Origin of the sequence: Massilia sp. Mn16-1_5 (assembly GCF_004798585.1) — a bacterium.
Taxonomy (GTDB): Bacteria; Pseudomonadota; Gammaproteobacteria; order Burkholderiales; family Burkholderiaceae_D; genus Telluria.
Map to the genome: position 1 here is coordinate 24,539 of NZ_PPXQ01000001.1, position 22,480 is coordinate 47,018.

The window sequence follows — 22,480 nt, forward strand, 5'->3', positions numbered from 1 at the left end:
ATGACATAGAGACCGCTCCACATCGCCAACGGTCCGCATGCGTTTTTTTAGAAAAGCAAAGAAAAGAGAAGGATGGCTCGCCATTGCGCTGCAGCGCGATGGGCTGGCCGCCGTCAGCATGCAGACCGCGCCCGATATCAAGCCGCAGGTGCGCCAGGCGGTCTTCTATCCGGGCAAGAACCACGCCGAGCTGCTGGAAAAGGCCGGCCGCGAACTGCATGCCCATGCCTATCGCTCGATCACCGTCCTGGGCGGCGGCGAATACCAGATCCTCTCGGTCGACGCGCCCAACGTCGCGCCGGACGAATTGAAAACCGCGGTGCGCTGGCGCCTGAAGGACCTCCTCGACTTCCATATCGACGACGCCACGATCGACGTGCTCGACCTGCCGGTCGACCCGAATGCCGCCGTGCGCGCCCAGCATTCGATGTTCGCGATCGCCGCGCGCAACAGCGTGATCGAGGCGCGGCAAAAGCTGTTCACGGCGGCGAAGGTCGACCTGGCCGTGATCGACATCCCCGAGATGGCACAGCGGAACATCTCGGCCCTGGTCGAGCCGCCGGGCCGCGGCGTGGCGATGCTCTCCTTCGGCGAAGAGGGCGGCCTGCTGACCGTCTCCTACCGCGCCGAACTGTACCTGACGCGCCGCATCGACATCCATCTCGAGCAGCTGCTCGACGAGGACATCGATCGCCGCAACGCGGCATTCGATCGCGTCACCCTCGAACTCCAGCGCTCGCTCGACAATTTCGAGCGCCAGTATTCCTTCATCAGCGTGGCCAAGCTGGTGCTGGCGCCGTCGCCCGTGAAGGGCCTCGACGAATACCTGTCGAGCAACCTCTACACGCCGGTCGATACGCTCGACCTGGCGAGCGTGTTCGACTTCGAACGCGCGCCCGAACTGCTCGATGCGCTCCAGCAGCAGCGTTTCCTGGTGCCGCTCGGCGCCGCCCTGCGCCACGAGGAGACGGTGCTGTGAGCCAGCAGATCAACCTGTTCAATCCGGTCTTCCTGCAGCAAAAGAAGATCTTCTCCGCGCGCACGATGGGCGCGGCGCTGCTGGTGCTGTTCGCCGGCGTGGCCGCGCTCGGCGCCTACGGCAACATGCGCGTGCGGGACCTGCAAAGGCAAGCCGATGCCGGCGCCGCGCAGCTGACCCAGAAGCAGGCGCGCCTGGACAGCGTCGCCAAGGAATTCGCGCCGCGCCAGAAGAACCCCGCGGTGGAGGCCGAACTGGCCGAGGCCGAAGGCCAGCTGGCCGCGCTGCGCGAAGTCTCCGGCGTGCTCGCACGCGGGGAACTCGGCAACACCCAGGGCTATGCCGAATACTTCCGCGCGCTGGCGCGCCAGCACGTCGACGGCCTGTGGCTGACGGGCGTGAGCATTAGCGGCGCCGGCGTCGACATCGGCGTGCGCGGCCGCGCCCTCGATCCGCAGCGCGTGCCCGGCTACCTGAACCGCCTGACGAGCGAACCTGTCATGCGCGGCAAGGCCTTCGGCAGCCTGTCGATCAACCAGGGCGGTGGCGCGGCCCGCGTCGACGAGAACGGCAAGACGGTCGCGCAGGCGGCGCCCTATGTCGAATTCAGCCTGCTGTCCGCGCCGGAAGGAGTCAAGCCGTGAAGGAAAGCCTCCTGCGCCTGGCCGCCCGCATCGACGCCCTGACCCTGCGCGAGCGGGTACTGCTGTTCGCGGCGGTGGCCGCGGCTTTCCTGTTCCTCACGCATTTCATGAGCCTGGGGCCGATGTATGCGAAGCAGGACCTGCTGCGCACCCAGATCGTCCAGCAGCAGAACAACCTGGAGGGCATCGACAACGAGATCCGCGACAAGGTGCAGGCATTCCAGGCCGACCCGGACGCGCCGACGCGCGAGAAGATCGCCGCGGTGCGCGCCCAGACCGATTCGCTGGCCCTCAGCCTGCGCGCGATGCAGAACGGCCTGGTTGCGCCCGAGCGCATGGCGCCGCTGGTGGAAAACATCCTGCGCGCGAATGGACGCCTGCAGCTGGTGTCGCTGCGCACGCTGCCGGTGGAGCCGGTGACGGGTAAGGCCAAGCCGGTGGCCGCGCCAGCCGCGACGGATGCGGCGAAGCCGGCCGCGCTGCTGTACCGGCATGGCGTGGAAGTGACGGTGCGCGGCAACTACCTCGACATGATCGGCTACATGGCCGCGCTCGAATCGATGCCGACCCAGCTGTTCTGGGGCGGCGCCCGCCTCGAAGCGGAGACCTGGCCGGCCTCGCGCCTGACGCTGACCCTGTACACCCTGAGCCTGGACGCGAAATGGATGAAGCTGTGAAGCGCATTGTTCTCTGCCTGCTGCTGGCAAGCGCGAACCTGGCCTCGGCCCAGGCCCTGCAGGACCCGACCCGTCCGCCGGCCGCCCTGGTGGCGGCGCAGGGCGGGGCGGCGCAGGCGGCTGCCGCGCCGGCGAACCGTGCACCGCAGCTGCAGTCGGTGCTGATTTCGCGCCAGCCCGGCGGGCGCCACGTCGCGGTGATCGACGGCGAGACCCTGCGCCTGGGCGACACCTACAAGGGCGCGCGCGTGGCGCGCATCGAACAGAACGAGGTGGAACTGGTACGCGGACGCACGCGCCAGGTCCTGACACTGAACGCGGCTCCGGCCTCCCATGGCGGCGCCATCGAGCGGGTACGAGACAACATGAAGGACCGGGAATGACCGACAGGACATCCATGCCACACGCTTTTACCCTCACGGCGCTGGCCGCGTTGGCCTTCCTGGCCGGCTGCCAGAGCACGCCGCCGCACCAGACCTACGACACCATCAAGCGCGAAGTGGCCAGCGCCAGCGCCGCCAACCGCGGTCCCGCGCCGACCGACGACGCCGTCGCCAACGCCTTGCTGCCGCCGGCCGCCGCGCTGGCCAAGGAATTGCCGAAGGCGCGTCCGGCGCTGGAAGAGCGCTTCAACGTCGCCTTCAACAATGTCCCGGCGCAGCAGTTCTTCCGCTCGATCGTGGCCGGCACCCGTTACAACATGCTGGTGCATCCCGAGGTGAGCGGCAACATCAGCGCCAACCTGAAGGACGTGACCCTGCAGGAGACCCTGGAAGCCGTGCGCGAGATGTACGGCTACGATTACAAGATCGACGGCACCCGCATCACGATCCGTCCGCTGACCATGCAGACCCGCATGTTCCACGTGAACTACCTGGTCGGCAACCGGCGCGGCTCCTCGAACCTGCGCGTGACCTCGACCTCGGTCTCGAACGTCGCCAACAATAACAACGGCACCGGCAACCAGGGCCTGCCGGGCAACCAGCCGAACGTCCCGAACCAGCCGAATAACGGCAGCCAGAACGGCCAGAATGGCAGCCAGGTCGCCAGCACCGACGTCAACATGCTGTCCGAGAGCGACTTCTGGGGCGACTTGAAGGCGGCGATCGAAGCCATCGTGGGGTCGAAAGAGGGCGGGCGCAGCGTCGTCGTCAGCCCGCAGTCGGGCGTGCTGGTGATCCGCGCCATGCCGGACGAACTGCGCAGCGTCGACATGTACCTGAAGGCGACCCAGCTGTCGGTGGATCGCCAGGTGATCCTGGAAGCGAAGATCCTGGAAGTGGAGCTGAACGAACAGTTCCAGAGCGGGATCAACTGGGCCAGCTTCTCGTCGATCGGCAGCTCGCGCAACAACCGCGTCGCCACCGGCATGATCGCACCGGGCGCATCGCTGCAGCCGCTGCCTTTCAACGGCGGCCAGCCGCCCGCGATCAGCAACGGCAGCGGCCTCTCGGCCAGCACCGGCTTCTCGCTCTCGAACGCGGCGAATGCGGCCGGCTCCCTGTTCGGCTTCGCCTTCCAGACGAATAACTTCGCGGCCCTGATTTCGCTGCTCGAGCAGCAGGGGACGGTGCACGTGCTGTCCAGCCCGCGCGTGGCCGCCGTCAACAACCAGAAGGCGGTGCTCAAGATCGGCACCGACGAATTCTTCGTCACCGGCGTGACCACCACCACCAACACCACCGCGGCCGGCAACACCACCACGCCGAGCGTGACCCTGCAGCCCTTCTTCTCGGGCGTGGTGCTGGACGTGACGCCGCAGATCGACGAGAAGGGCAACATCCTGCTGCACGTGCACCCTTCGGTGAGCCAGGTGACGACCATCACCAAGGGCATCGATCTCGGTTCGGCCGGTTCGCTGACGCTGCCGCTGGCCGCGTCCTCGACCTCGGAACTGGACAGTATTGTCCGCGGCCAGGACGGCCAGGTGGTCGCCGTGGGCGGCCTGATGCGCCAGGCCGCGACCGACGACACCAGCCAGCTGCCGGGCGCCGGCAAGGTGCCGGTGCTGGGCGCGCTGTTCCGCAACAAGAACCGGGTGGCGCAGAAGCGCGAGCTGGTGGTGCTGATCAAGCCGACCATCGTCGACAGCGCCAGCAACTGGAGCCAGGACCTGCTCGACACCTCGCGCCGCATCGACAGCCTGGACCCACGCTCGCTGGAGCGCAAGTAATGTACGCGGCGCATTTCGGCTTGCGCGAACTGCCGTTCGGGATCACCCCGGACACGAGCTTCTTTTTCGGCAGTCCGCGTTCGCAGGAAGCGTTGAACACCTTGCTGATCGCCGCGCGCAGCGGCGAAGGCTTCATCAAGATCACGGGCGAAGTCGGCACCGGCAAGACCCTCCTGTGCCGCAAGTTCATGGCGACCCTGGGCGAGGATTTCGTCACGGCCTACATCCCAAATCCCTTCCTGGAAGCGCGCACCCTGATGCTGGCGCTGGCCGACGAACTCGAAGTGCCGCTCGAGCGCAACGTCGACCAGCATCGTCTGCTGAAATCGATCATGCAGCGCCTGCTGGACCTGGCGCGCCAGGGCAAGCGGGTCGTGCTGTGCATCGACGAGGCGCAGGCGATGCCGGTCGAGAGCCTGGAAGCGCTGCGTTTGCTGACCAATCTCGAGACGGAAAAGCGCAAGCTGCTGCAGATCGTCCTGTTCGGGCAGCCGGAACTGAACCGCAAGCTGGAGCTCGACGCGATCCGCCAGCTGGCACAGCGCATCACCTTTCACTATCATCTCGGGCCGCTGTCGCCGGACGACCTGGATTTCTATCTTGCGCATCGCCTGCGCGTGGCCGGCTACACGGGTTCGCGCCTGTTTACGCCGGCCGCCGTGAAAGGCCTGTACCGCGCCAGCGGCGGCATCCCGCGCCTGGTGAACATCCTGGCGCACAAGGCCCTGATGCTATGCTATGGCGAAGGCAAGCAGCAGGTGGGCGCCGCCCACGTGAAGGGCGCGGCGCTCGACACGGTCGGGCGCAAGCGCCGGCTATGGCCATGGCTGGCGGGCGCGGGCGCCCTGGCCGGCATGGCGGCCTCCCTGGCATGGACCCTCACACGATGAGATCGCGATGAGTTTGATTAACAAGATGCTGCAGGACCTCGATGCGCGCGGCACCACGCGCGCCGAAGGCGTGCCGCCTGAGATCAAGACGGTCGGCGGCGACGAGCGCCGCGTGCCGGTCGGCCGCGTCGCGGCCATCGCGGGCGGCACGGTGCTCGCGCTCGGCGCTGCGGCCTGGATCATTTTTCCGCTGAAGGGCAAGAGCTACGACGAGCAGCCCGCGGTGCCCGTGGTGGCGGCCGTTCCTGCTGCGCCGGTAACGGTGGCCGAGGTGGCGCCGCCGCCTGCGCCTGCACAGAAGCCGGCCACGCCTCCTGAACCCGAGAAGCTCCCCGCCGAGCCGCGCAAGCCTGCGGCCGCAGTCAGGGAGCCGCTCGCGCCGCCGGCACCCAAGCAGGCCGCATCTGACAAACAAAGCACGCCCTCGACCACCTCGTATGCCGTTGCCAGCGCACGCGCGCGCGCCGAACAGGAGCGGCTCGAGAAGCGCTGGGCGGCCGAGGAAGTTCGTATGGCCAAGCTGCCGCCGGCCCAGCGCGCAGAAGCCGAGCGCAGGCTGCGCGACGAGCAGGCGCGGGCGGCGGAAAAGACCCGGCAGGAGACGCGCTGGCTGGCCGCACTGCAGCGCAAGGAAATGGAGGCAGGGGGCTTGCCCGTCCCGGCGGCACCGGCATCGCCGGCCAGCGCCGGCCAGGGCCGCATCGAGACCGACACGCAAGGAGCGGAGAACGCCTACCGGCGCGCCCTGGCGGCGCTGCAGGACGGCCGCGTCAGCGAGGCGATGGCCGGGTTGCAGACGGCGCTGCGCATCAGCCCACGCCACGAGGCGGCGCGCCAGACCCTGGTCAGCCTGCTGATCGAGAACAACCGCGGCGACGAGGCCATGACCCAGCTCCAGCAAGCCCTGAGCCTGGACCCGCGCCAGCCGGCGCTGGCCATGCTGCTGGCGCGCCTGCAGATCGAGCGCGGCAAGTCCGGCATCGAAGCGCTGCTGCGCACCCTGCCTTACGCCGGCGGCAACGGCGAATACCACGCCTTCCTGGCCGGCGCGCTACAGCGCCAGAACCGTTTTCGCGAAGCGGCCGACCAGTACCAGACGGCGCTGCGCGCGGCGCCGAACAATGCGGTGTGGTGGATGGGGCTCGGGATGGCCCTGCAGGGCGACAAGCGCAATCCGGAAGCACTCGATGCCTTCCGCCAGGCCAGGGCGCTGGGCACGCTGTCGCCTGAACTACAGGCATTCGTCGAGCGCCGCCTCGCGCAGGTGGCGCGATAACGGTAAGCCTTGACGGCTAGCTTACATCGCGGCCAACCGGTCTAGCGCGAGGCGCAGCGTCGCATCCTCTTTCGCAAAGCAGAAGCGCACGATCCCCGATTCCCGTCCGCTACTGTAAAAGGCCGACACCGGAATCGCCGCCACTTTCAATTCCGTCGTCAGCCATTGCGCGAACTGCGCCTCCGGCAGGCTGGAGACGGCCCGGTAGTCCACGCACTGAAAGTAAGTCCCGTCCGCCGGCAGCAGCCGCAGGCGCGTGCCCGCCAGCCCCGCGCGGAACAGGTCGCGCTTGTGCTGGTAGAAGTCCGACAGCCCGAGATAGGGCGCCGGATCCGCCATGTAGCGCGCCAGGCCGTGCTGCATCGGCGTATTCACCGTGAACACGTTGTACTGGTGGACCTTGCGGAACTCGTTTGACAAGGCGGCGGGCGCGGCGACGTAGCCGACCTTCCAGCCGGTGACGTGATAGGTCTTGCCGAAGCTCGAAACGACGAAGGAGCGCTCGGCCAGCACCGGGTGGCTCGCCACCGACTGGTGCCGCTCGCCGTCGTAGACCATGTGTTCGTAGACCTCGTCCGACAGCACCAGGATGTCCGCGCCGTCGACGATGGCGGCCAGCGCATCGAGGTCGGCGCGGCGCAGGATGGAGCCGGTCGGGTTGTGCGGCGAGTTGATGACGATCAGGCGCGTGCGTGGGGTGACGGCAGCCGCCACCTTCTGCCAGGGCACGCTGTAGCCGTTCGCGCCCACTTCCATTTCCAGCGGCACCACCACGCCGCCGGCCAGCGTGATCGCCGGCGCGTAGCTGTCGTAGGCCGGTTCGATGACGATGGCTTCGTCACCCGGATGCACGCAGCACAGGATGGCGGTGGTCAGGGCCTGGGTGGCGCCGGCGGTGACGGTGATCTCGGTGGCCGCATCGTAGCGCCGCCCGTAGAGCGCCCCGATCTTGGCCGCGATCGCCTCGCGCAATGCCGGCACGCCGGTCATTGGCGGGTACTGGTTGTGGCCGGCGCGCATGGCGTCGCTGACGGCGTCGAGCAGACGCGGGTCGCAGCCGAAGTCGGGGAAGCCCTGGCCGAGGTTGACCGCGCCGTGCTGGGCGGCCAGTGCCGACATGGTGGAGAAGATGGTAGTGCCGACTTGCGGCAGGCGCGATTGCAGGGCAGGGGTGCTCATGGGTGTCGGTCGAGTTTGGATGGCTTTATTCTAGCGCGGGCGCGGCTTGCTGCTTGACCCAGGCCTCGGGCAGCATGATCCGGAACAGGCCGCCCTGCAGGGTCTTGCGGCCCAGCTTCAGCAAGGCCTTGTCCTTGGTGATGAGGATGGCGGCATTCGCGTCGCGCGCGATCTCGAGGAACTTCTGGTCGTCGCGGTCGGTGCAGACCGGCAGGCGGATCGGTTTGCTGTCGGGCGCGACGACCGTGATCAACTCGTCGAAGCGCGCCGCGGCCTGCAGGCGGCTGTCGTCGTCGAGCGGCAGGTGCGGGTAGTGCAGCACGATCCGGTATTCGTCGCGGCAATCGGCGCGCGTGACGGCGCGTAGGGCGCCGCTCTCGAGTGCCGCCAGCAGCGGCGCCCAGCGCGGGTCGCGAAACACGAACAGGTCGAGGCAGACATTGGTGTCGATAACGATGGCTTGGGCTGGAGCGAGTATCATGTCGGAAATCTTAATTGCTTTCGTGTTTGTATGCTGATTGTCTTATCGCCCGCCAAATCCCTCGACCTCGATACCCCGTCCCCGACCACCCATCACACGCTGCCCGATTTCACGGAGCGCGCCGCGCAGCTGATCGGCGTGCTGCGCGACCTCTCGCCCGGCCAGGTCGGCGACCTGATGCACATTTCCGACCAGTTATCCAACCTGAACGTGGCGCGCTACGCCAGCTGGATCCCGGACCACGCCGACGGCTACCAGGCGATGATGGCCTTCAATGGCGACGTCTACGCCGGGCTGGACGCGCGCAGCCTGGCGCCGCGCGCGATCGATTTCGCCCAGCGCCACCTGCGCATCCTGTCGGGTCTGTACGGCCTGCTGCGCCCGCTCGACCTGATCCATCCTTACCGGCTGGAGATGGGTACCAAGCTGGCCACGCCTGGCGGCAAGGATCTGTATGCTTTCTGGGGCGAGCGCATCACGCATGCGCTCAACGCCGAGCTGGCGGCGACGAAGTCGACCGCGCTGGTGAACCTGGCCTCGGAAGAGTACTTCAAGTCGGTCAAGCCGAAGCTGCTGAATGTGCCGGTGATCACGCCTGTGTTCGAGGACTTCAAGAACGGCAAGTACAAGATCATCTCGTTCTATGCCAAGCGCGCCCGCGGGATGATGGCGCGCTATGCGATCGAGAAGGGGATTACGGATCCGGAGGCGCTGAAGGACTTCGATGTCGATGGCTATGGCTACGTGGCCGAAGGATCGACCGGGACGAGCTGGCTGTTCCGCCGAAAAGTCGCCGAATGAAATAGCGGTAGGGTGGGCGCCCCGTGCCCACGCTGATGCTTGAACATTGTTGGCCGAACCGACGAGCCGTGGGCACGGGGCGCCCACCCTACATCCGGCATCAACGATCCGCCGGACCAGCGCCTTACTTCAGCGCATCCTTCGGCGCCGGGCGCGGACCCGACTTCGCCCAGAACTTCCACCATGGCGCGTCGCCGCTGGCGTTCGGGTTCAGGAAACGGCTGTTCGGATAGTTCAGCGTGAACACGCGCTGGACGTCGTCGCGCAGCGGCAGCATGCCGAGCTTGTCGTAGCTGCGCATCATGATGAATAGCGCTTCCTCGCGCGCCGGCGCATCGGCGTAGTCGGTGACGGCGCCCTGCGCACGGTTGACGGCGGCCAGGTAGGCGCCGCGGCGATAGTAGTAGTTGGCCACGTGTACTTCGTAGGCCGCCATCGCGTTGATCAGGTAGTTCAGGCGGGCGATCGCGTCCGGCGTATATTTACTGTTCGGGAACTTGTCGACCAGGGCCTTGAAGGCGGCGAAGGCTTCGCGCGTCGCTTTCGGATCGCGCTCGGTCGGATCCTGCGAATAGATCGTGCTCAGGAAGCCGATCTGGTCGTTGAAATTGACCAGGCCGCGCAGGTAGTACATGTAGTCGACCTGCGGATGGTTCGGGTGCAGCTTGATGAAGCGCTCGACCGATGCCAGGGCTTCGGCCTGGTCCTGGGCCTTGTATTGCGCATAGGCGATTTCCATCTGCGCCTGGGTGGCGTAGGTGCCGAACGGATAGTTTGCTTCGAGGCGCTGGAACAACTTGATCGCGGCCTCGTAGTGGGCGCCTGCCATCTCTTCGCGTGCCTCAGCGTATAATTTCTCCGCTGACCATTTTGCGGTCTCATCGGTCTTATCGGGCAAGAGCCCACAGCCCGACAGGCCCAACAAGGCACTCATTGCAGCAACCACCAACAGTTTTTTTTGCATAGCTTTTTGCAGAAAAGTTTTACCGAGATTCAACGAACGGCTGATTATAGCCGATGGGACTGACGTGATATTAACTCCTGCGCCGAATTCGGCGGATTTGCCCCTGGACCCCGATTTCGACGATGAAATCGATGCCGATTTCTCTGCCACTACCGGCATCGACCTCTCTCCGATCACCCTGCATCTGGACGAGTCCGCGTGCGGCCAGCGCCTCGACAAAGTCGTGGCCGGCCTGGTCCCACAGTTCTCGCGCAGCCGCCTGCAGCTGTGGTTCGAGGGCGGCCACATCCTCGTCGACGGCAAGAGCGCGCGCGGCAAGGACACGGCCTATGGCGACGAAACCATCGTCGTGCAGCCGCAGCCGGCGCCGGAAGACACCGCCTTCGCTCCCGAACAGATCGAACTGAACATCGTCTACGAGGACGAGCACATCCTCGTCATCAACAAGCCGGCCGGCCTGGTCGTGCATCCGGGCGCCGGCAACTGGTCGGGCACGCTGCTCAACGGCCTGCTGCACCATGCGCCGCAGCTGGGCTCGGTGCCGCGCGCCGGCATCGTGCACCGCCTCGACAAGGATACGAGCGGCCTGATGGTGGTCGGCAAGACCCTGGCCGCGCAGACCGACCTGGTGCGCCAGCTGCAGGCGCGCACCGTGAAGCGCGAATATTTTGCCCTGGTCTGGGGCACGCCACAGCTGTCGGGCACGATCGACGCGTCGATGGGTCGCCACCCGAAGGAGCGCACCAAGATGGCGGTCTCGACCAGCATGGGCGCGAAGCCCGCGATTACCCATTACACCCGCGTCGCCGAAGGCATGCTCGACCGCCGTCCGGTCAGCCTGGTGCAGTGCCGCCTGGAGACCGGGCGCACCCACCAGATCCGCGTCCACATGTTGTCGATCGGCTTCGGCCTGGTCGGCGACTCGGTCTACGGCAAGACCCACCTGAGCCCGGTCTTCCATCGCCAGGCCCTGCAGGCGCGCCGCTTGGGCCTGGTGCACCCGGCTACCGGCGAGCAGTGCGAATGGGTCGTGCCGCTGGCCGCCGACTTTGCCGAGCTGATCGCCAAAGCCGGCATCCCCGAGCCGGAAGCCGTCTGATGGACTGCGCCCAGCTCGTGATCCCGGAGTGGCCCGACGCGCCGGCCAGCATCGGCGCGCTCGCCACCACCCGCGTCGGCGGTGTCTCGCAGGGGCCCTATGACGACGGGCGCGGCGGTGGCGGCTTCAACCTCGGTCTGCACTGCGGCGACGATCCTGCCGCCGTCATGGAGAATCGCGCGCGTTTGCAGACCCTGCTGCCGGGCCGGCCGGCCTGGATCGCGCAGGTGCACGGCGCCGCCGTGATCGATGCCGCCACGGTCGGGCCGGACCAGCCGACCCGCACGGGCGACGCCAGTGTCGCCGCCGCTCCCGGCCTGGTGTGCGCCATCCTCACCGCCGACTGCCTGCCGGTGCTGTTCGCCGATCGCGCGGGCAGGGTGGTGGGCGCCGCGCATGCGGGCTGGCGCGGATTGGCCGGCGGCGTGCTGGGGCAAACCGTGGCCGCGATGCGGGCCAAGGGTGCGGACGAGATCACGGCCTGGATGGGCCCGGCCATCGGGCCGCTTGCCTTCGAGGTAGGGCAGGACGTATTTGATGCCTTCGCCGCGGCGCTGCCGGGCATCGACGTCGGCTTCGCCTTCCAGCGCCGTCCCGAACGGGGCGGCAAATATCTGGCGGACATGTTCGCGCTGGCGCGCCGCATGCTGGCGCGTGACGGCGTCAGCAGCGTGGCCGGCGGCATGCATTGCACCGCAACGGAAATCGAGCGTTTTTATTCCTACCGCCGCGATGGCGTGACGGGACGGCAGGCGAGTTTGATCTGGATCAAGTGACGCTTTCCGGCGTCATCAATACTACTGCCCGCAGCCACCGTCGCCGCCGTCGCACATGCTTGCGGCCGCGCCGCTTGCGCCGATGATGCCGTTCACTTGTGTGTTTTTTGCAACAGCCAACGGCGGTGGCGGCAGGTTTGCAATCACCTCGGCTGCGCTCGGGGCCACCTTGGCGGCCTCGGCGGCCCTGCGTGCCCGCCGCCGCTTCGCGCCGGTGAGGTAAAAAAGTATAGACAGGGGTATCATGCAGTACACGAGAAAAGTCATCACACCCGCGACGAAGGAGGTCTCCGTCGCCGCCATCAGGATGACGACATAGCTCCAGCCGATTGCAACGATCCACATGCTGTTCTCCCATTAATTTGTACCAGTCACTCATTCGATTCTAACGGACGCCGACATGAACATGCCCGACCCCCAAGCTTTCGCCACCACCTGGATGAACCAGTTCACCGATCCCTCGGTCTGGCAGGGGTGGATGAAGATGCCTGCGGCAGGTGGCGGTACAGGGGCTGCGGCGGCCAATCCGCTGGCCGGCGTGTTCAAGGACTTCGGTGTGAGTATCGCTCCGGCAAAACTCGAGGCCTTGCGCCAGGACTACCTGCAGAAGGCGGGGGCGCTCTGGCAGGAATTCATGTCGGGTAAAACCCCACAACTGCACGACAAGCGCTTCTCCGGCTCCGAGTGGACGGCGACGCCCTTTGCCGCCATCACCGCCGCCTCCTACCTGCTGAACAGCGAATTCATGCTCGCGCTCAGCGATGCCGTCGAGGCCGGTCCGCGCGAGCGCCAGAAGATCCGCTTCACGGTGCAGCAGATGGTCGACGCGATGTCGCCCGCCAACTTCCTGGCGACGAATCCGGAAGCCCAGGCCAAGCTCATCGAGAGCAAGGGCGAAAGTCTCACCAGGGGCCTGCAGCACATGCTGGAAGACCTGCGCAAGGGCCGCATCTCCCAGTCCGACGAGTCGGCCTTCGAAGTCGGCAACAATGTCGGCACCGCGGCCGGCGAGGTGGTCTATGAAAACGAGCTGTTCCAGCTGATCCAGTACACCCCGACGACGCCGACCGTGCGCGCCCGGCCGCTGCTGATGATCCCGCCCTGCATCAACAAGTTCTACATCCTCGACCTGCAGCCGGAAAATTCGCTGGTGCGCTACGTCGTCGAGCAGGGCAATACCGTCTTCATGGTCTCGTGGCGCAATCCCGACAAATCGATGTCGAATCTCGGCTGGGACGATTACGTCGAGCGCGGCGCCATCGAGGCGATCAAACTGGCGCAGGACATCAGCGGCCAGGACAAGGTGCACGTGTTCGGCTTCTGCGTCGGCGGCACGATTGCCGCCAGCGCCCTGGCCGTGCTGGCCGCGCGCGGGCAGCAGCCGGCCGCCAGCCTCTCGCTGCTGACCACGCTGCTCGACTTCACCGACACCGGCGTGCTGGAAGTCTTCATCGACGAGACCCAGGTGGCGCTGCGCGAGGCCTCCCTCGCCAAGGGCGGCATCATGCCGGGCCGCGACCTGGCGACGACCTTCTCGGCCCTGCGTCCAAACGACCTGGTGTGGAACTACGTCCAGCAGAACTACCTGAAGGGTAAGGTGCCGCCGGCCTTCGACTTGCTGTACTGGAATGCGGACAGCACCAACCTGCCGGGTCCGATGTTCTGCTGGTACCTGCGCAACACCTATCTCGAGAACAAGCTGAAGGTGCCGGGCCAGTTGACCGTCTGCGGCGTGCAGGTCGACCTGGGTGCCATCGATGCGCCGGTCTTCGTCTACGGCTCGAAGGAAGACCACATCGTGCCCTGGCCGGCCGCGTTCGCCTCGATGAACCTGGTGAACCCGAAGAAGCCGAAGGCGAACCGCTTCGTGCTGGGCGCCTCGGGCCACATCGCCGGCGTGATCAACCCGGCCTCGAAGGGCAAGCGCAGCTACTGGGTCAACGACAAGGCGCCGAAGAAAGGACCGCGCGCCCCGGACGAGTGGTTCGCCGGCGCCACGGAAAACAAGGGCAGCTGGTGGCCGGAATGGGCCAGGTTCCTGCAAGAGAACGGCGGCGAGGAAGTGCCGGCGCCGACCGCATTCGGCAACGAGCGCTACCAGCCGATCGAACCGGCACCGGGCCGCTACGTGAAGGCAAGAGCGGATTGAGGACCCGATGTTGTACTTGCCATGAAATAAATTCAGTGGCAAAAGCGATAATTGCTGCACCTGCGCATCGAACGTGGTATTTTTAGCCGGTTCGTCCTGTCCGGCAACTTTTGGACGAACCAGCGGCCAGCCGATGCGGCAATTTGAACAATCTTCGCAGCGCCGCCCACAAGGCGGGCGCAACATTGGAACTTGAGATGAGTAGTGCAAAAAACAGTACTGAACGCCTGATCAAGAAATACCCGAACCGTCGCCTGTACGACACCCAGACCAGCTCCTACATCACCCTGACGGACGTAAAACAGCTGGTTCTCGATGCCGACGAGTTCACGGTGGTCGACGCCAAGACCAGTGAGGACCTGACCCGCAGCATCCTGCTGCAGATCATCCTGGAAGAGGAAGCGAACGGTGCGCCGATGTTCTCGAGCGCCGTGCTGGCCCAGATCATCCGCTACTACGGCCACGCGATGCAGGGCATGATGGGTTCCTACCTGGAAAAGAACGTCCAGGCCTTCACCGACATCCAGAACAAGTTCACCAGCAGCGCCGCCGGCGCCCTGGAAGGCAAGCCTTTCAGCCCGGAGATGTGGACCCAGTTCATGAACGTCCAGGGCCCGATGATGCAGGGCATGATGAACAACTACATCGACCAGAGCAAGAACCTGTTCATGCAGATGCAGGAGCAGATGCAGAACCAGAGCAAGGTGCTGTTCAGTGCCTTCCCGTTCCCGCCGACGACGCCGACGGACAAGAAGTAAGCGTTCATCCCGGCGTCTATACGTCGGTTGACCGCGTGGGCGGGGGACCCGCCCACCTTACGATTTGCCGCCGTAAGTCGTAGGGTGGGCGCCCCGTGCCCACCTTGACGCACGCAAATGGTGGGCTCGGGGCGCCCACCCTACAACTGCATCAGAACTCTTCCCAGCTAGCCACCGGCGCCTTGGCCGCCGCCAGCTGCCGCTGCGGCGACACCGCATACCCCAGCTTCTGCTGCTCGTTCCCCAGCTGGAACACACTGACCAGGCGCGCCAGTTGTGCCGCCTGCTGCTGCATCGCCTGCGCCGCGGCGGCCGCTTCCTCGACCAGGGCCGCGTTCTGCTGGGTCACGCCGTCCATCTCGATCAGGGCCACGTTCACCTGCTCGATGCCGCGCGTCTGTTCCTGGCTCGCCACCGTGATCCCGCCCATCAGCTCCGCAACCTGGCGGATGCTGCCGACGATCTCGTGCATGGTGCTGCCGGCCTGGTCGACCAGCTTGCTGCCGGTCTCGACCTTGTCGACCGAATCGGCGATCAGGGCCTTGATTTCCTTGGCGGCCGCCGCCGAGCGCTGCGCCAGGTTGCGCACTTCCGAAGCGACGACGGCGAAGCCGCGGCCCTGTTCGCCGGCGCGGGCCGCTTCCACCGCCGCGTTCAGCGCGAGGATATTGGTCTGGAAAGCGATGCCGTCGATGACGCCGATGATGTCCACGATCTTCTTCGAGGAATCGTTGATCGCGCCCATGGTGCCGACCACCTCGGCGACGACGCTGCCGCCGCGCTCCGCCACGGTCGATGCCGCGCGTGCCAGGCTGTTGGCCTGGGCCGCGTTGTCGGCATTGTGCTTCACGGTCGAAGTCAGTTCTTCCATCGAGGAGGCGGTTTCTTCCAGCGTGCCGGCCTGGGCTTCGGTACGGCTCGAAAGATCGGCGCTGCCGCCGGCCACTTCGCTCGAGGCCTGGGCGATGCTGTCGGTGGCGACGCGCACCTGGCCGACCAGGTCGGCCAGCTTGTCGCGCATGGTGCGCAGTGCGAACAGCAGGCTGGCGCTGTCGCCCGCGCGCAGCTCGATCGGTACGCCCAGGTCACCCTGTGCGATGCGGTCGGCGATGGTGGTCGCGTACAGCGGCTCGCCGCCCAGCTGGCGCAGCAGGCGGCGGGTGATGGTCCAGGCGAGCAGGGCGCCGATGGCCAGCGCCGCCAGGGTCAGGAGCGTGGTCTGCAGGCGCGCGGCCGCGTGGGCGGCGCGCGCTTCCTCGGCCGCTTCGGCCACCAGGCCTTCCTCATGCGCCACCATGGCATCCATCGCCTCGATGGTCTTGGTCTGCAGCGGCTGCAGTTCCTGCAGCAGCACCCGGTTCGAGCCTTCGCGGTCGCCGGCCTTGACCAGGTTCGTCATCTTGGTGACGACGTCCACGGCGGCGGCGCGGCTTGCCGTGATCTTGTCGAGCGCCGCTTTCTCGGCCGGCGTATTGGCCAGCGCTTCCAGGCGCTTGAAGGTGTCGGCGTAGACCGCGCGGTTCGCGGCCAGGCGCTTGTTCTCGGCGTCGATCTCGGCCGCGTCGCTCATCAGGGCGATATTGCGGCCGTTCAGGATGGCATTCATGACCGACTGGCGGATGTCCATGATGAGGCCGAGCTTGACGTTGTCGTGGCTGACGATGCGGTCGAGCTTGTCCTGGATGGTGGCCATTTTTGCCAGGCTGAGCACCGCCAGCACGACCATGATCGCGAGAATGACGGAAAAGGCGAGGGCGAGGCGCCGTCCGACGCCGAGTTTGTTGAGGTACATGATGGGAAAGGAGAACGGCTGAAGGAAAACGAGGAAACCGGTAATTTCGAAAGTATATCCATGTGGAAAGTATTGGTGGTTTCCAGAAAACGACAATCTCACTAAAACTCACGCCGGTCCGAAGGGCGGAAAAGGGTCCCGGTTTTCCCGATGCGCGCGTTCAGGTACAATCGCGGATTGCCCAGCTTCTTTGCCGCCCTCTCCATGCTCGAACTCCGCCGCAATCCCGTCCCCGCCGCCAATCCTGATGCCGCCGCCGCTCCTGGCGCCGCCGCCCCGAAGGTCGGCTTCGTCTCGCTCGGCTGCCCGAAGGCGCTGGTCGACTCGGAGCAGATCCTGACCCAGCTGCGCGCCGAGGGCTACCAGACCGCCAAGTCGTATGCAGGCGCCGACCTCGTGATCGTCAACACCTGCGGCTTCATCGACGCCGCGGTGCAGGAGTCGCTCGACGCGATCGGCGAAGCCCTGGCCGAAAACGGCAAGGTCATCGTCACCGGCTGCCTGGGCGCGAAGAAGGATGCCTCGGGCGAGGACATCATCACCAAGGTGCACCCGAAGGTGCTGGCCGTGACCGGTCCGCACGCGATGACCGAAGTGATGGAGTCGGTGCACCTGCACCTGCCGAAGCCGCACGATCCCTTTGTCGACCTGGTCCCGAATCACGGCGTGAAGCTGACGCCCAAGCACTACGCCTACCTGAAGATTTCCGAAGGCTGCAACCACCGCTGCAGCTTCTGCATCATCCCGTCGATGCGCGGCGACCTGGTCTCGCGCCCGATCCACGAAGTGCTGGTCGAAGCGGAGAACCTGTTCAAGGCCGGCGTGAAGGAACTGCTCGTCATCTCGCAGGACACCAGCGCCTATGGCGTGGACGTGAAATTCCGCACCGGCTTCTGGAACGGCCGCCCGATCAAGACCCACATGACCCAGCTCACCGAAGCCCTGGGCCAGCTGGCACGCCAGTACGACGCCTGGGTGCGCATGCATTACGTCTATCCGTATCCGCACGTCGACCAGGTCATCCCGCTGATGGGCGACGGCCACGTGCTGCCTTACCTCGACATCCCGATGCAGCACGCGCATCCGGACGTCCTCAAGCGCATGAAGCGTCCGGCCAGCGGCGAGAAGAACCTGGACCGCATCCTGGCCTGGCGCAAGATGAACCCGGACCTGACGATCCGTTCGACCTTTATCGCCGGCTTCCCGGGCGAGACCGAAGCCGAGTTCGAGTACCTGCTGGACTTCCTGCGTGAAGCGCAGATCGACCGCCTGGGCTGCTTCGCCTATTCGCCGGTCGAAGGCGCGAGCGCCAATCAGCTCGATAATCCGGTGCCGGAAGAAGTGCGCGAGGAACGCCGCGCGCGCGTCATGCTGCTGCAGGAAGAGATCTCGGCCAAGCGCCTGCAGGCCAAGGTCGGCAAGACCCTGCGCGTGCTGGTGGACGAAGTCGGTCCGCGCGAAGCCATCGGCCGCTCGGCCGCGGATGCGCCGGAAATCGACGGCGTGGTCCACATCAAGCGTCCGCTTGGCCAGGGCAAGGGCAAGCTCGTCGTCGGCCAGTTCGCCGACGTCGTCATCACCAAGGCCGACGCCCACGACCTCTGGGCCACTCCGGTCTAAGCCGTTGTAGGGTGGGCACTCTGTGCCCACGCGGTTTCCGGCCTCCGAACTCTCGCGCAGTATTTTTAATCCGAAAGGGCGCCATGACGAAAAAGTCCCTCCAGACCACGCTGATTCACACGAATTACACGGCGCCTGGCGGCTTCGACGCCTTCCCGCCGGCCATCCACCACGCCTCGACGGTCCTGTTCGAGAACGTCGCCGCGATGCGCTCGGGCGAGTGGAAGGAGAAGAACGCCTATACCTACGGCCTGCACGGCACGCCGACCACGTTTACGCTGGAAGCGCGCCTGGCCGAAATCGAAGGCGCCGCGCACTGCCTGCTGGCGCCTTCGGGCCTGGCGGCGATCGCGATGGTCGACTTCGCGCTGTTAAAAAGCGGCGACGACGTCCTGCTGCCCGATAACGTCTACAACCCGAATCGCGAGCTGGGACGCTGGCTCTCCGCCGACTTCGGCGTGACCGCGCGCTACTACGATCCTTTGATCGGCGCCGGCATCGCGGACCTGATCCAGCCGAACACGAAACTGATCTGGACCGAGGCGCCGGGTTCGGTGTCGATGGAAGTGCCGGATCTGCCGGCGATCTGCGCGGCCGCCAAGGCGCGTGGCGTACTGGTTGCGCTGGACAACACCTGGTCCGCCGGCCTGGCCCTGCGCGGTTTCGACCTCGGCGTCGACATCATCATGCAGGCGCTCACCAAGTACCAGTCGGGCGGCTCGGACGTGCTGATGGGCGCCGTCATGACACGTGACCGCGCCGTGCACGACAAGCTGGCCATGGCCCACATGCGCCTGGGCCTGGGCGTGAGCGCGGACGACGCCTACCTCGTGATGCGCGGCCTGCCGACCATGAAGCTGCGCTTCGAGGCGCATGACGCGGGCGCGCGTCGCGTCGCAGCCTGGCTGAAGGCGCGTCCGGAAATCACGCGCGTGCTGCATCCGGCCTTTACCGATTGCCCGGGCCACGACACCTGGAAGCGCGACTTCTCCGGCGCCGGCGGCCTGTTCTCGGTGATCTTCGACGAGCGCTACACGGAAGAGCAGACCGACCGCTTCGTCGATTCTTTGGCCCTGTTCGGCCTCGGCTACAGCTGGGGCGGTGCGAACAGCCTGGTGATGCCGTACCGGATGGCGGCGATCCGGCGCAACTGGGAAGGCAAGGGAACGCTGGTGCGTTTCAATATCGGACTGGAAGATACGGACGACCTGATTGCCGATATCGAACAGGCGTTGGGCAAACTCTAAGCCGGCGCCGTACCGCGTGGGCATGCCCACCCTACGTTACGCTGCGGTTGTAGGGTGGGCATGCCCACGCGTTACGCACGTATCCGAATTTGCCAACGCAAACCGGCTGCACAAACAAGAACGCCGCGAATTATCGCGGCGTTTTTGCTTGCAAATCCAATTACTGCTTCAACACGCGGCGCAGCGTCGTCGACAGGTCTTCCGCCGAGAACTTCGCCACATACGCATCCGCACCGACGTTCTTGACGTGTTCCTCGTTGGTCGTGCCCGACAGCGAGGAGTGGATCACCACCGGCAGGTTGGCCAGGCGGGCGCTCTTCTTGATGTTGCGGGTGAGCGTAAAACCGTCCATCTCCGGCATCTCGAGGTCGGTCAGCACCAGGGCGACGCGGTCGTAGACGCTCTTGCCTTCGGTTTCGGCCGCGCTGGCGATCGTGTTCAGCTGGTCCCAGCATTCCTTGCCGCTCTTGGTCATGATGAAGGGCAGGCCCATCGCGTCCAGGCCCTGTTCGATCAGGGCGCGCGCGACGACCGAATCGTCGGCCGCCAGGATCACCGAGCCCGGCTTGATCTGGATCTTCGCGCCGACGGTCTGCGCGCTGATGTCCGGGGCGGATTCCGGATTCATGTTGCGCAGGATGGTCTCGACGTCGAGCACCTGGGCCAGGCGGCCCGGTTCGCCGTTCTCACCTTCCAGGCGGGCGATGCTGGTGACCATGCCGCTGCCGGCGCTCTTTTCGGCCGACATCACCTGGCTCCAGTCCAGGCGCACGATCTCTTCCACGCTCTCGACCGCGAAGGCCTGGGTGGTGCGCGCGAATTCGGTGACCAGCATGATGTTCAGGCCGGTCTTCGGCTTGACGCCGGCAATCGCCGGCAGGTCGAGCACCTGGATGATCTGGCCGCGCAGGTTGACCACGCCCAGCACGTGCGGCGGCGAGCCGGCCACGGCCGTGATCTGCGGCATCGCGACGATCTCGCGGATCTTGAATACGTTGATGCCGAAGAGCTCGCTGCGCTCGCCGTTTTCATCGCCGCCGAGGCGGAACAGCAGCAACTCGAATTTGTTGGTGCCCGTCAGATTGCTGCGCTCGTCGACTTCCTGCTGAACCGATTTCATATTTCATCCCGAATAGTGGTGGTGCCATCAGGAAAGTATTCTAGCTGCGAAATTGTCGAAATGCGCAAAACCGGCATCAAACTGGCATAGGTTTGTTGCTGTTCAGATCCAAAAAACCACGAATTAGACGATAAGCCTTCCACAACCACGCAACGCACCAGATCAGCCAGGCTACCGGGATGCCGATCAGGGTGGCGAACAGGATGCCGCCGACCACCATCCACAGCACGTAGAACCAGAACGAGCGGATCATCCAGGTATGGTGGCTGTGGACGATCGTGCCGTTGGTTTCGGGGCGCTTCAGGTAGTTGACGATCAGCGGCAGGAAGGACAGCATCCCGAGCGAGAAGAAGAAGGTGCAGGCATGGACGAGATACAGGATGCGTGCCATCTGCTTGGCGTCTTCGGTTCCGCTGTCGAGTACGAGTTGTTGCGACATGAGTTGGCTCCTTAGGGGATGACCCCGCTTGCATGCATTGTAGCAGCGGTCTGTGGTATTTTCGCTAAGCTTATAATTTCGACTGCACCCAGGCGACGATGTTGCCGGCATCCATGGCGCCGGCCTGGCGTGCGACTTCGCGGCCGCCGCGCAGCAGCATCAGGGTCGGGATGCTGCGGATGCCGAACTGGCTCGAGAGATCCTGAGCGCGTTCGGTGTCGACTTTCAGCAGGCGCACGCGCGGCTCCAGCCGGCTTGCCGCCTGGGCATAGGCGGGCGCCATCATCTTGCAGGGTCCGCACCACTCGGCCCAGAAGTCGACCAGCACCGGGATGTCGTTGCGCGCCACGTGCTTGTTGAACTGGCTCGATGTGACGTCGAGCGGGCGGCCGGCGAACAGGGGCGCGGCGCACTTGCCGCAGACGGGATTGTCGGCCAGGCGGGCAGGGGCCAGGCGGTTCACGGCCTCGCAGGCCGGGCAGACGATGTGGATGGAATCGGTCACGAAGCACTCCTTCAAGTATGCGTTGGCATCATTGTAAGTCGGCTGCGTGGCGGCCGTCGTCCTGTGTCCGCTTTCGGGCCGGCTCAAGCATGCGACCTGGCAATCCGGGGCGGCGTAGAATCGCCGTAACATAATTGCAAGATACGCGATGAGCAATCAAATCAATCCTGCGCCCCTGATCGGCTGCGCCGGCTGGAACATCCCGAAGGAAGCCGCCGCCGCCTTCCCGCCGAGCGGCAGCCACCTCGAACGCTACGCCGCCGTCTTCCGGGTAGTGGAAATCAACTCGTCCTTCTACAAGCCGCACCAGCCCAAGACCTATGCGCGCTGGGCCGAGAGCGTCCCAAGCGACTTCCGCTTCGCGGTCAAGGTGCCGCGCGCGATCACCCACGATGCGCAGATGCGCGATATCGACGCGCTGCTGGCGCGCTTTGCCGGCGAAGTGAAGGAATTGAAGCACAAGCTGGGCTGCCTGCTGGTGCAGACGCCGCCCAAGCTGGGCTTCCACGACGAGACCGTGCGCGACTTCTTTCTGAAACTGCAGGACAGCTTCGGCGGCTGCATGATCGCCTGCGAAGGGCGCCATCCGAGCTGGTTCAGCGAGCTCGCCACCGAGGTGCTGCGCGAACGCAAGGTCACGCGCGTGATCGCCGATCCGGCCGCCGGCCAGCCGGGGCCGCACGTGCCGACCACCGAGGACATCTACGTGCGCCTTCACGGCACCCCGCGCATCTATTATTCGGCCTACTCGCAGGAGTACCTGGACGCCCTGGTGCGCGACCTCGCGCTGCACCGCGCCGCGGGCCGCCGGGTCTGGTGCATCTTCGACAATACGGCGGCCGGCGAGGCGGTGCCGAACGCCCTCGACGTGCTGCGCGCGACCGGCGGTGGTCTGGAGCGGTGATCCGATC

The 22,480-nt window shown here is 65.8% G+C and carries 23 protein-coding genes; 15 read left to right on the forward strand and 8 right to left on the reverse strand.

The features are described from left to right. The first annotated feature begins 118 nt into the window (after window positions 1–118). From C2862_RS00105 to C2862_RS00135, 7 genes are read left to right on the forward strand one after another with little or no spacing between them, the layout of a single operon-like run. Entirely contained in the window at window positions 119–979 is an 861-nt protein-coding gene (locus C2862_RS00105) for an agglutinin biogenesis protein MshI (RefSeq protein WP_307723525.1), read from the forward strand. Next, window positions 976–1,623 carry a PilN domain-containing protein gene (locus tag C2862_RS00110; protein ID WP_136218088.1) on the forward strand — a complete coding sequence of 216 codons (648 nt, stop codon included), beginning with the start codon at window positions 976–978 and terminating at the stop codon, window positions 1,621–1,623. The genes C2862_RS00105 and C2862_RS00110 overlap by 4 nt, the downstream gene beginning before the upstream one ends. Further along, complete coding sequence (gene gspM / locus C2862_RS00115; RefSeq protein WP_136218089.1) at window positions 1,620–2,300, forward strand: type II secretion system protein GspM; 681 nt, start codon at window positions 1,620–1,622, stop codon at window positions 2,298–2,300. Before C2862_RS00110 ends, gspM begins: the two co-directional genes overlap by 4 nt. After that, window positions 2,297–2,683, forward strand: coding sequence for a hypothetical protein (locus tag C2862_RS00120; RefSeq protein WP_307723526.1), 387 nt, complete (start codon window positions 2,297–2,299; stop codon window positions 2,681–2,683). The genes gspM and C2862_RS00120 overlap by 4 nt, the downstream gene beginning before the upstream one ends. 14 nt (window positions 2,684–2,697) lie before the next feature. Further along, the gene (mshL, locus tag C2862_RS00125) at window positions 2,698–4,473 is read left to right on the forward strand and encodes a pilus (MSHA type) biogenesis protein MshL (protein ID WP_136218091.1); all 1,776 of its coding nucleotides are present in this window, start codon (window positions 2,698–2,700) and stop codon (window positions 4,471–4,473) included. Further along, window positions 4,473–5,363: an ExeA family protein gene (locus C2862_RS00130; protein ID WP_136218092.1), complete on the forward strand. Its 891-nt coding sequence runs from the start codon at window positions 4,473–4,475 to the stop codon at window positions 5,361–5,363. Before mshL ends, C2862_RS00130 begins: the two co-directional genes overlap by 1 nt. 7 nt (window positions 5,364–5,370) lie before the next feature. After that, a complete protein-coding gene (locus C2862_RS00135; protein ID WP_136218093.1) occupies window positions 5,371–6,639 on the forward strand; it encodes a tetratricopeptide repeat protein in 1,269 nt (422 codons plus the stop codon). A gap of 21 nt (window positions 6,640–6,660) precedes the next feature. Here the strand turns inward: C2862_RS00135 and C2862_RS00140 are convergent, their stop codons facing one another. Beyond that, window positions 6,661–7,818, reverse strand: a complete 1,158-nt coding sequence (locus tag C2862_RS00140; protein ID WP_136218094.1) for a pyridoxal phosphate-dependent aminotransferase — start codon at window positions 7,816–7,818, stop codon at window positions 6,661–6,663. Between the two features lie 25 nt (window positions 7,819–7,843). Then, window positions 7,844–8,299, reverse strand: a complete 456-nt coding sequence (locus C2862_RS00145; RefSeq protein ID WP_136218095.1) for a putative toxin-antitoxin system toxin component, PIN family — start codon at window positions 8,297–8,299, stop codon at window positions 7,844–7,846. A gap of 30 nt (window positions 8,300–8,329) precedes the next feature. On the opposite strand from C2862_RS00145, the gene yaaA reads away from it, so the two are divergent. Continuing rightward, complete coding sequence (gene yaaA, locus C2862_RS00150) at window positions 8,330–9,100, forward strand: peroxide stress protein YaaA (protein ID WP_136218096.1); 771 nt, start codon at window positions 8,330–8,332, stop codon at window positions 9,098–9,100. 124 nt (window positions 9,101–9,224) lie between these two features. On the opposite strand, the gene C2862_RS00155 is transcribed toward yaaA, so the two are convergent. Further along, complete coding sequence (locus C2862_RS00155) at window positions 9,225–10,064, reverse strand: outer membrane protein assembly factor BamD (RefSeq protein ID WP_136218097.1); 840 nt, start codon at window positions 10,062–10,064, stop codon at window positions 9,225–9,227. Between the two features lie 64 nt (window positions 10,065–10,128). Here C2862_RS00155 and C2862_RS00160 point away from each other — a divergent pair, with 64 nt between their 5' ends. Beyond that, a complete protein-coding gene (locus tag C2862_RS00160) occupies window positions 10,129–11,163 on the forward strand; it encodes an RluA family pseudouridine synthase (protein ID WP_136218098.1) in 1,035 nt (344 codons plus the stop codon). Then, on the forward strand, window positions 11,163–11,939 hold the full coding sequence (pgeF, locus tag C2862_RS00165; RefSeq protein ID WP_136218099.1) for a peptidoglycan editing factor PgeF: 777 nt from the start codon (window positions 11,163–11,165) through the stop codon (window positions 11,937–11,939). Before C2862_RS00160 ends, pgeF begins: the two co-directional genes overlap by 1 nt. Before the next feature lie 21 nt (window positions 11,940–11,960). Here the strand turns inward: pgeF and C2862_RS00170 are convergent, their stop codons facing one another. Next, window positions 11,961–12,284, reverse strand: coding sequence for a hypothetical protein (locus C2862_RS00170; RefSeq protein WP_136218100.1), 324 nt, complete (start codon window positions 12,282–12,284; stop codon window positions 11,961–11,963). 55 nt (window positions 12,285–12,339) lie between these two features. Here C2862_RS00170 and phaC point away from each other — a divergent pair, with 55 nt between their 5' ends. Together phaC and phaR are read left to right on the forward strand one after the other, a co-directional pair. Next, the gene (gene phaC, locus C2862_RS00175) at window positions 12,340–14,088 is read left to right on the forward strand and encodes a class I poly(R)-hydroxyalkanoic acid synthase (protein ID WP_136218101.1); all 1,749 of its coding nucleotides are present in this window, start codon (window positions 12,340–12,342) and stop codon (window positions 14,086–14,088) included. A 197-nt stretch (window positions 14,089–14,285) separates the two neighbouring features. Next, complete coding sequence (phaR, locus tag C2862_RS00180) at window positions 14,286–14,846, forward strand: polyhydroxyalkanoate synthesis repressor PhaR (RefSeq protein ID WP_136218102.1); 561 nt, start codon at window positions 14,286–14,288, stop codon at window positions 14,844–14,846. A 151-nt stretch (window positions 14,847–14,997) separates the two neighbouring features. On the opposite strand, the gene C2862_RS25950 is transcribed toward phaR, so the two are convergent. Beyond that, entirely contained in the window at window positions 14,998–16,638 is a 1,641-nt protein-coding gene (locus C2862_RS25950; RefSeq protein ID WP_136218103.1) for a methyl-accepting chemotaxis protein, read from the reverse strand. A 204-nt stretch (window positions 16,639–16,842) separates the two neighbouring features. Between C2862_RS25950 and rimO the strand changes: the two genes are divergently transcribed. Both rimO and C2862_RS00195 read left to right on the forward strand, forming a co-directional pair. Next, window positions 16,843–18,258, forward strand: coding sequence for a 30S ribosomal protein S12 methylthiotransferase RimO (rimO, locus tag C2862_RS00190; protein ID WP_136218104.1), 1,416 nt, complete (start codon window positions 16,843–16,845; stop codon window positions 18,256–18,258). An 83-nt stretch (window positions 18,259–18,341) separates the two neighbouring features. Further along, entirely contained in the window at window positions 18,342–19,505 is a 1,164-nt protein-coding gene (locus tag C2862_RS00195) for a cystathionine beta-lyase (protein WP_136218105.1), read from the forward strand. 160 nt (window positions 19,506–19,665) lie between these two features. Here C2862_RS00195 and C2862_RS00200 read toward each other — a convergent pair whose 3' ends face one another. The 3 genes from C2862_RS00200 to trxC form a co-directional block, all read right to left on the reverse strand. Continuing rightward, window positions 19,666–20,625: a chemotaxis protein gene (locus C2862_RS00200; protein ID WP_136218106.1), complete on the reverse strand. Its 960-nt coding sequence runs from the start codon at window positions 20,623–20,625 to the stop codon at window positions 19,666–19,668. Window positions 20,626–20,701: 76 nt separating this feature from the next. Then, window positions 20,702–21,064, reverse strand: a complete 363-nt coding sequence (locus C2862_RS00205; protein ID WP_136218107.1) for a hypothetical protein — start codon at window positions 21,062–21,064, stop codon at window positions 20,702–20,704. A gap of 70 nt (window positions 21,065–21,134) precedes the next feature. After that, the gene (gene trxC / locus C2862_RS00210) at window positions 21,135–21,569 is read right to left on the reverse strand and encodes a thioredoxin TrxC (protein ID WP_210735809.1); all 435 of its coding nucleotides are present in this window, start codon (window positions 21,567–21,569) and stop codon (window positions 21,135–21,137) included. Between the two features lie 148 nt (window positions 21,570–21,717). On the opposite strand from trxC, the gene C2862_RS00215 reads away from it, so the two are divergent. Next, the gene (locus C2862_RS00215; RefSeq protein WP_136218109.1) at window positions 21,718–22,473 is read left to right on the forward strand and encodes a DUF72 domain-containing protein; all 756 of its coding nucleotides are present in this window, start codon (window positions 21,718–21,720) and stop codon (window positions 22,471–22,473) included. Window positions 22,474–22,480: the final 7 nt, after the last annotated feature.

Coding starts and splice junctions, on each gene's coding strand:
- rimO (WP_136218104.1), top strand. CDS start 16,843: ATGCTCGAACTCCGCCGCAATCCCGTCCCCGCCGCCAATCCTGATGCC.
- C2862_RS00105 (WP_307723525.1), top strand. CDS start 119: ATGCAGACCGCGCCCGATATCAAGCCGCAGGTGCGCCAGGCGGTCTTC.
- mshL (WP_136218091.1), top strand. CDS start 2,698: ATGCCACACGCTTTTACCCTCACGGCGCTGGCCGCGTTGGCCTTCCTG.
- C2862_RS00205 (WP_136218107.1), bottom strand. CDS start 21,064: ATGTCGCAACAACTCGTACTCGACAGCGGAACCGAAGACGCCAAGCAG.
- C2862_RS00195 (WP_136218105.1), top strand. CDS start 18,342: ATGACGAAAAAGTCCCTCCAGACCACGCTGATTCACACGAATTACACG.
- C2862_RS00135 (WP_136218093.1), top strand. CDS start 5,371: ATGAGTTTGATTAACAAGATGCTGCAGGACCTCGATGCGCGCGGCACC.
- C2862_RS00130 (WP_136218092.1), top strand. CDS start 4,473: ATGTACGCGGCGCATTTCGGCTTGCGCGAACTGCCGTTCGGGATCACC.
- phaR (WP_136218102.1), top strand. CDS start 14,286: ATGAGTAGTGCAAAAAACAGTACTGAACGCCTGATCAAGAAATACCCG.
- C2862_RS00200 (WP_136218106.1), bottom strand. CDS start 20,625: ATGAAATCGGTTCAGCAGGAAGTCGACGAGCGCAGCAATCTGACGGGC.
- pgeF (WP_136218099.1), top strand. CDS start 11,163: ATGGACTGCGCCCAGCTCGTGATCCCGGAGTGGCCCGACGCGCCGGCC.
- C2862_RS00155 (WP_136218097.1), bottom strand. CDS start 10,064: ATGCAAAAAAAACTGTTGGTGGTTGCTGCAATGAGTGCCTTGTTGGGC.
- C2862_RS00140 (WP_136218094.1), bottom strand. CDS start 7,818: ATGAGCACCCCTGCCCTGCAATCGCGCCTGCCGCAAGTCGGCACTACC.
- C2862_RS00215 (WP_136218109.1), top strand. CDS start 21,718: ATGAGCAATCAAATCAATCCTGCGCCCCTGATCGGCTGCGCCGGCTGG.
- phaC (WP_136218101.1), top strand. CDS start 12,340: ATGAACATGCCCGACCCCCAAGCTTTCGCCACCACCTGGATGAACCAG.
- C2862_RS25950 (WP_136218103.1), bottom strand. CDS start 16,638: ATGTACCTCAACAAACTCGGCGTCGGACGGCGCCTCGCCCTCGCCTTT.
- C2862_RS00170 (WP_136218100.1), bottom strand. CDS start 12,284: ATGTGGATCGTTGCAATCGGCTGGAGCTATGTCGTCATCCTGATGGCG.
- yaaA (WP_136218096.1), top strand. CDS start 8,330: ATGCTGATTGTCTTATCGCCCGCCAAATCCCTCGACCTCGATACCCCG.
- C2862_RS00145 (WP_136218095.1), bottom strand. CDS start 8,299: ATGATACTCGCTCCAGCCCAAGCCATCGTTATCGACACCAATGTCTGC.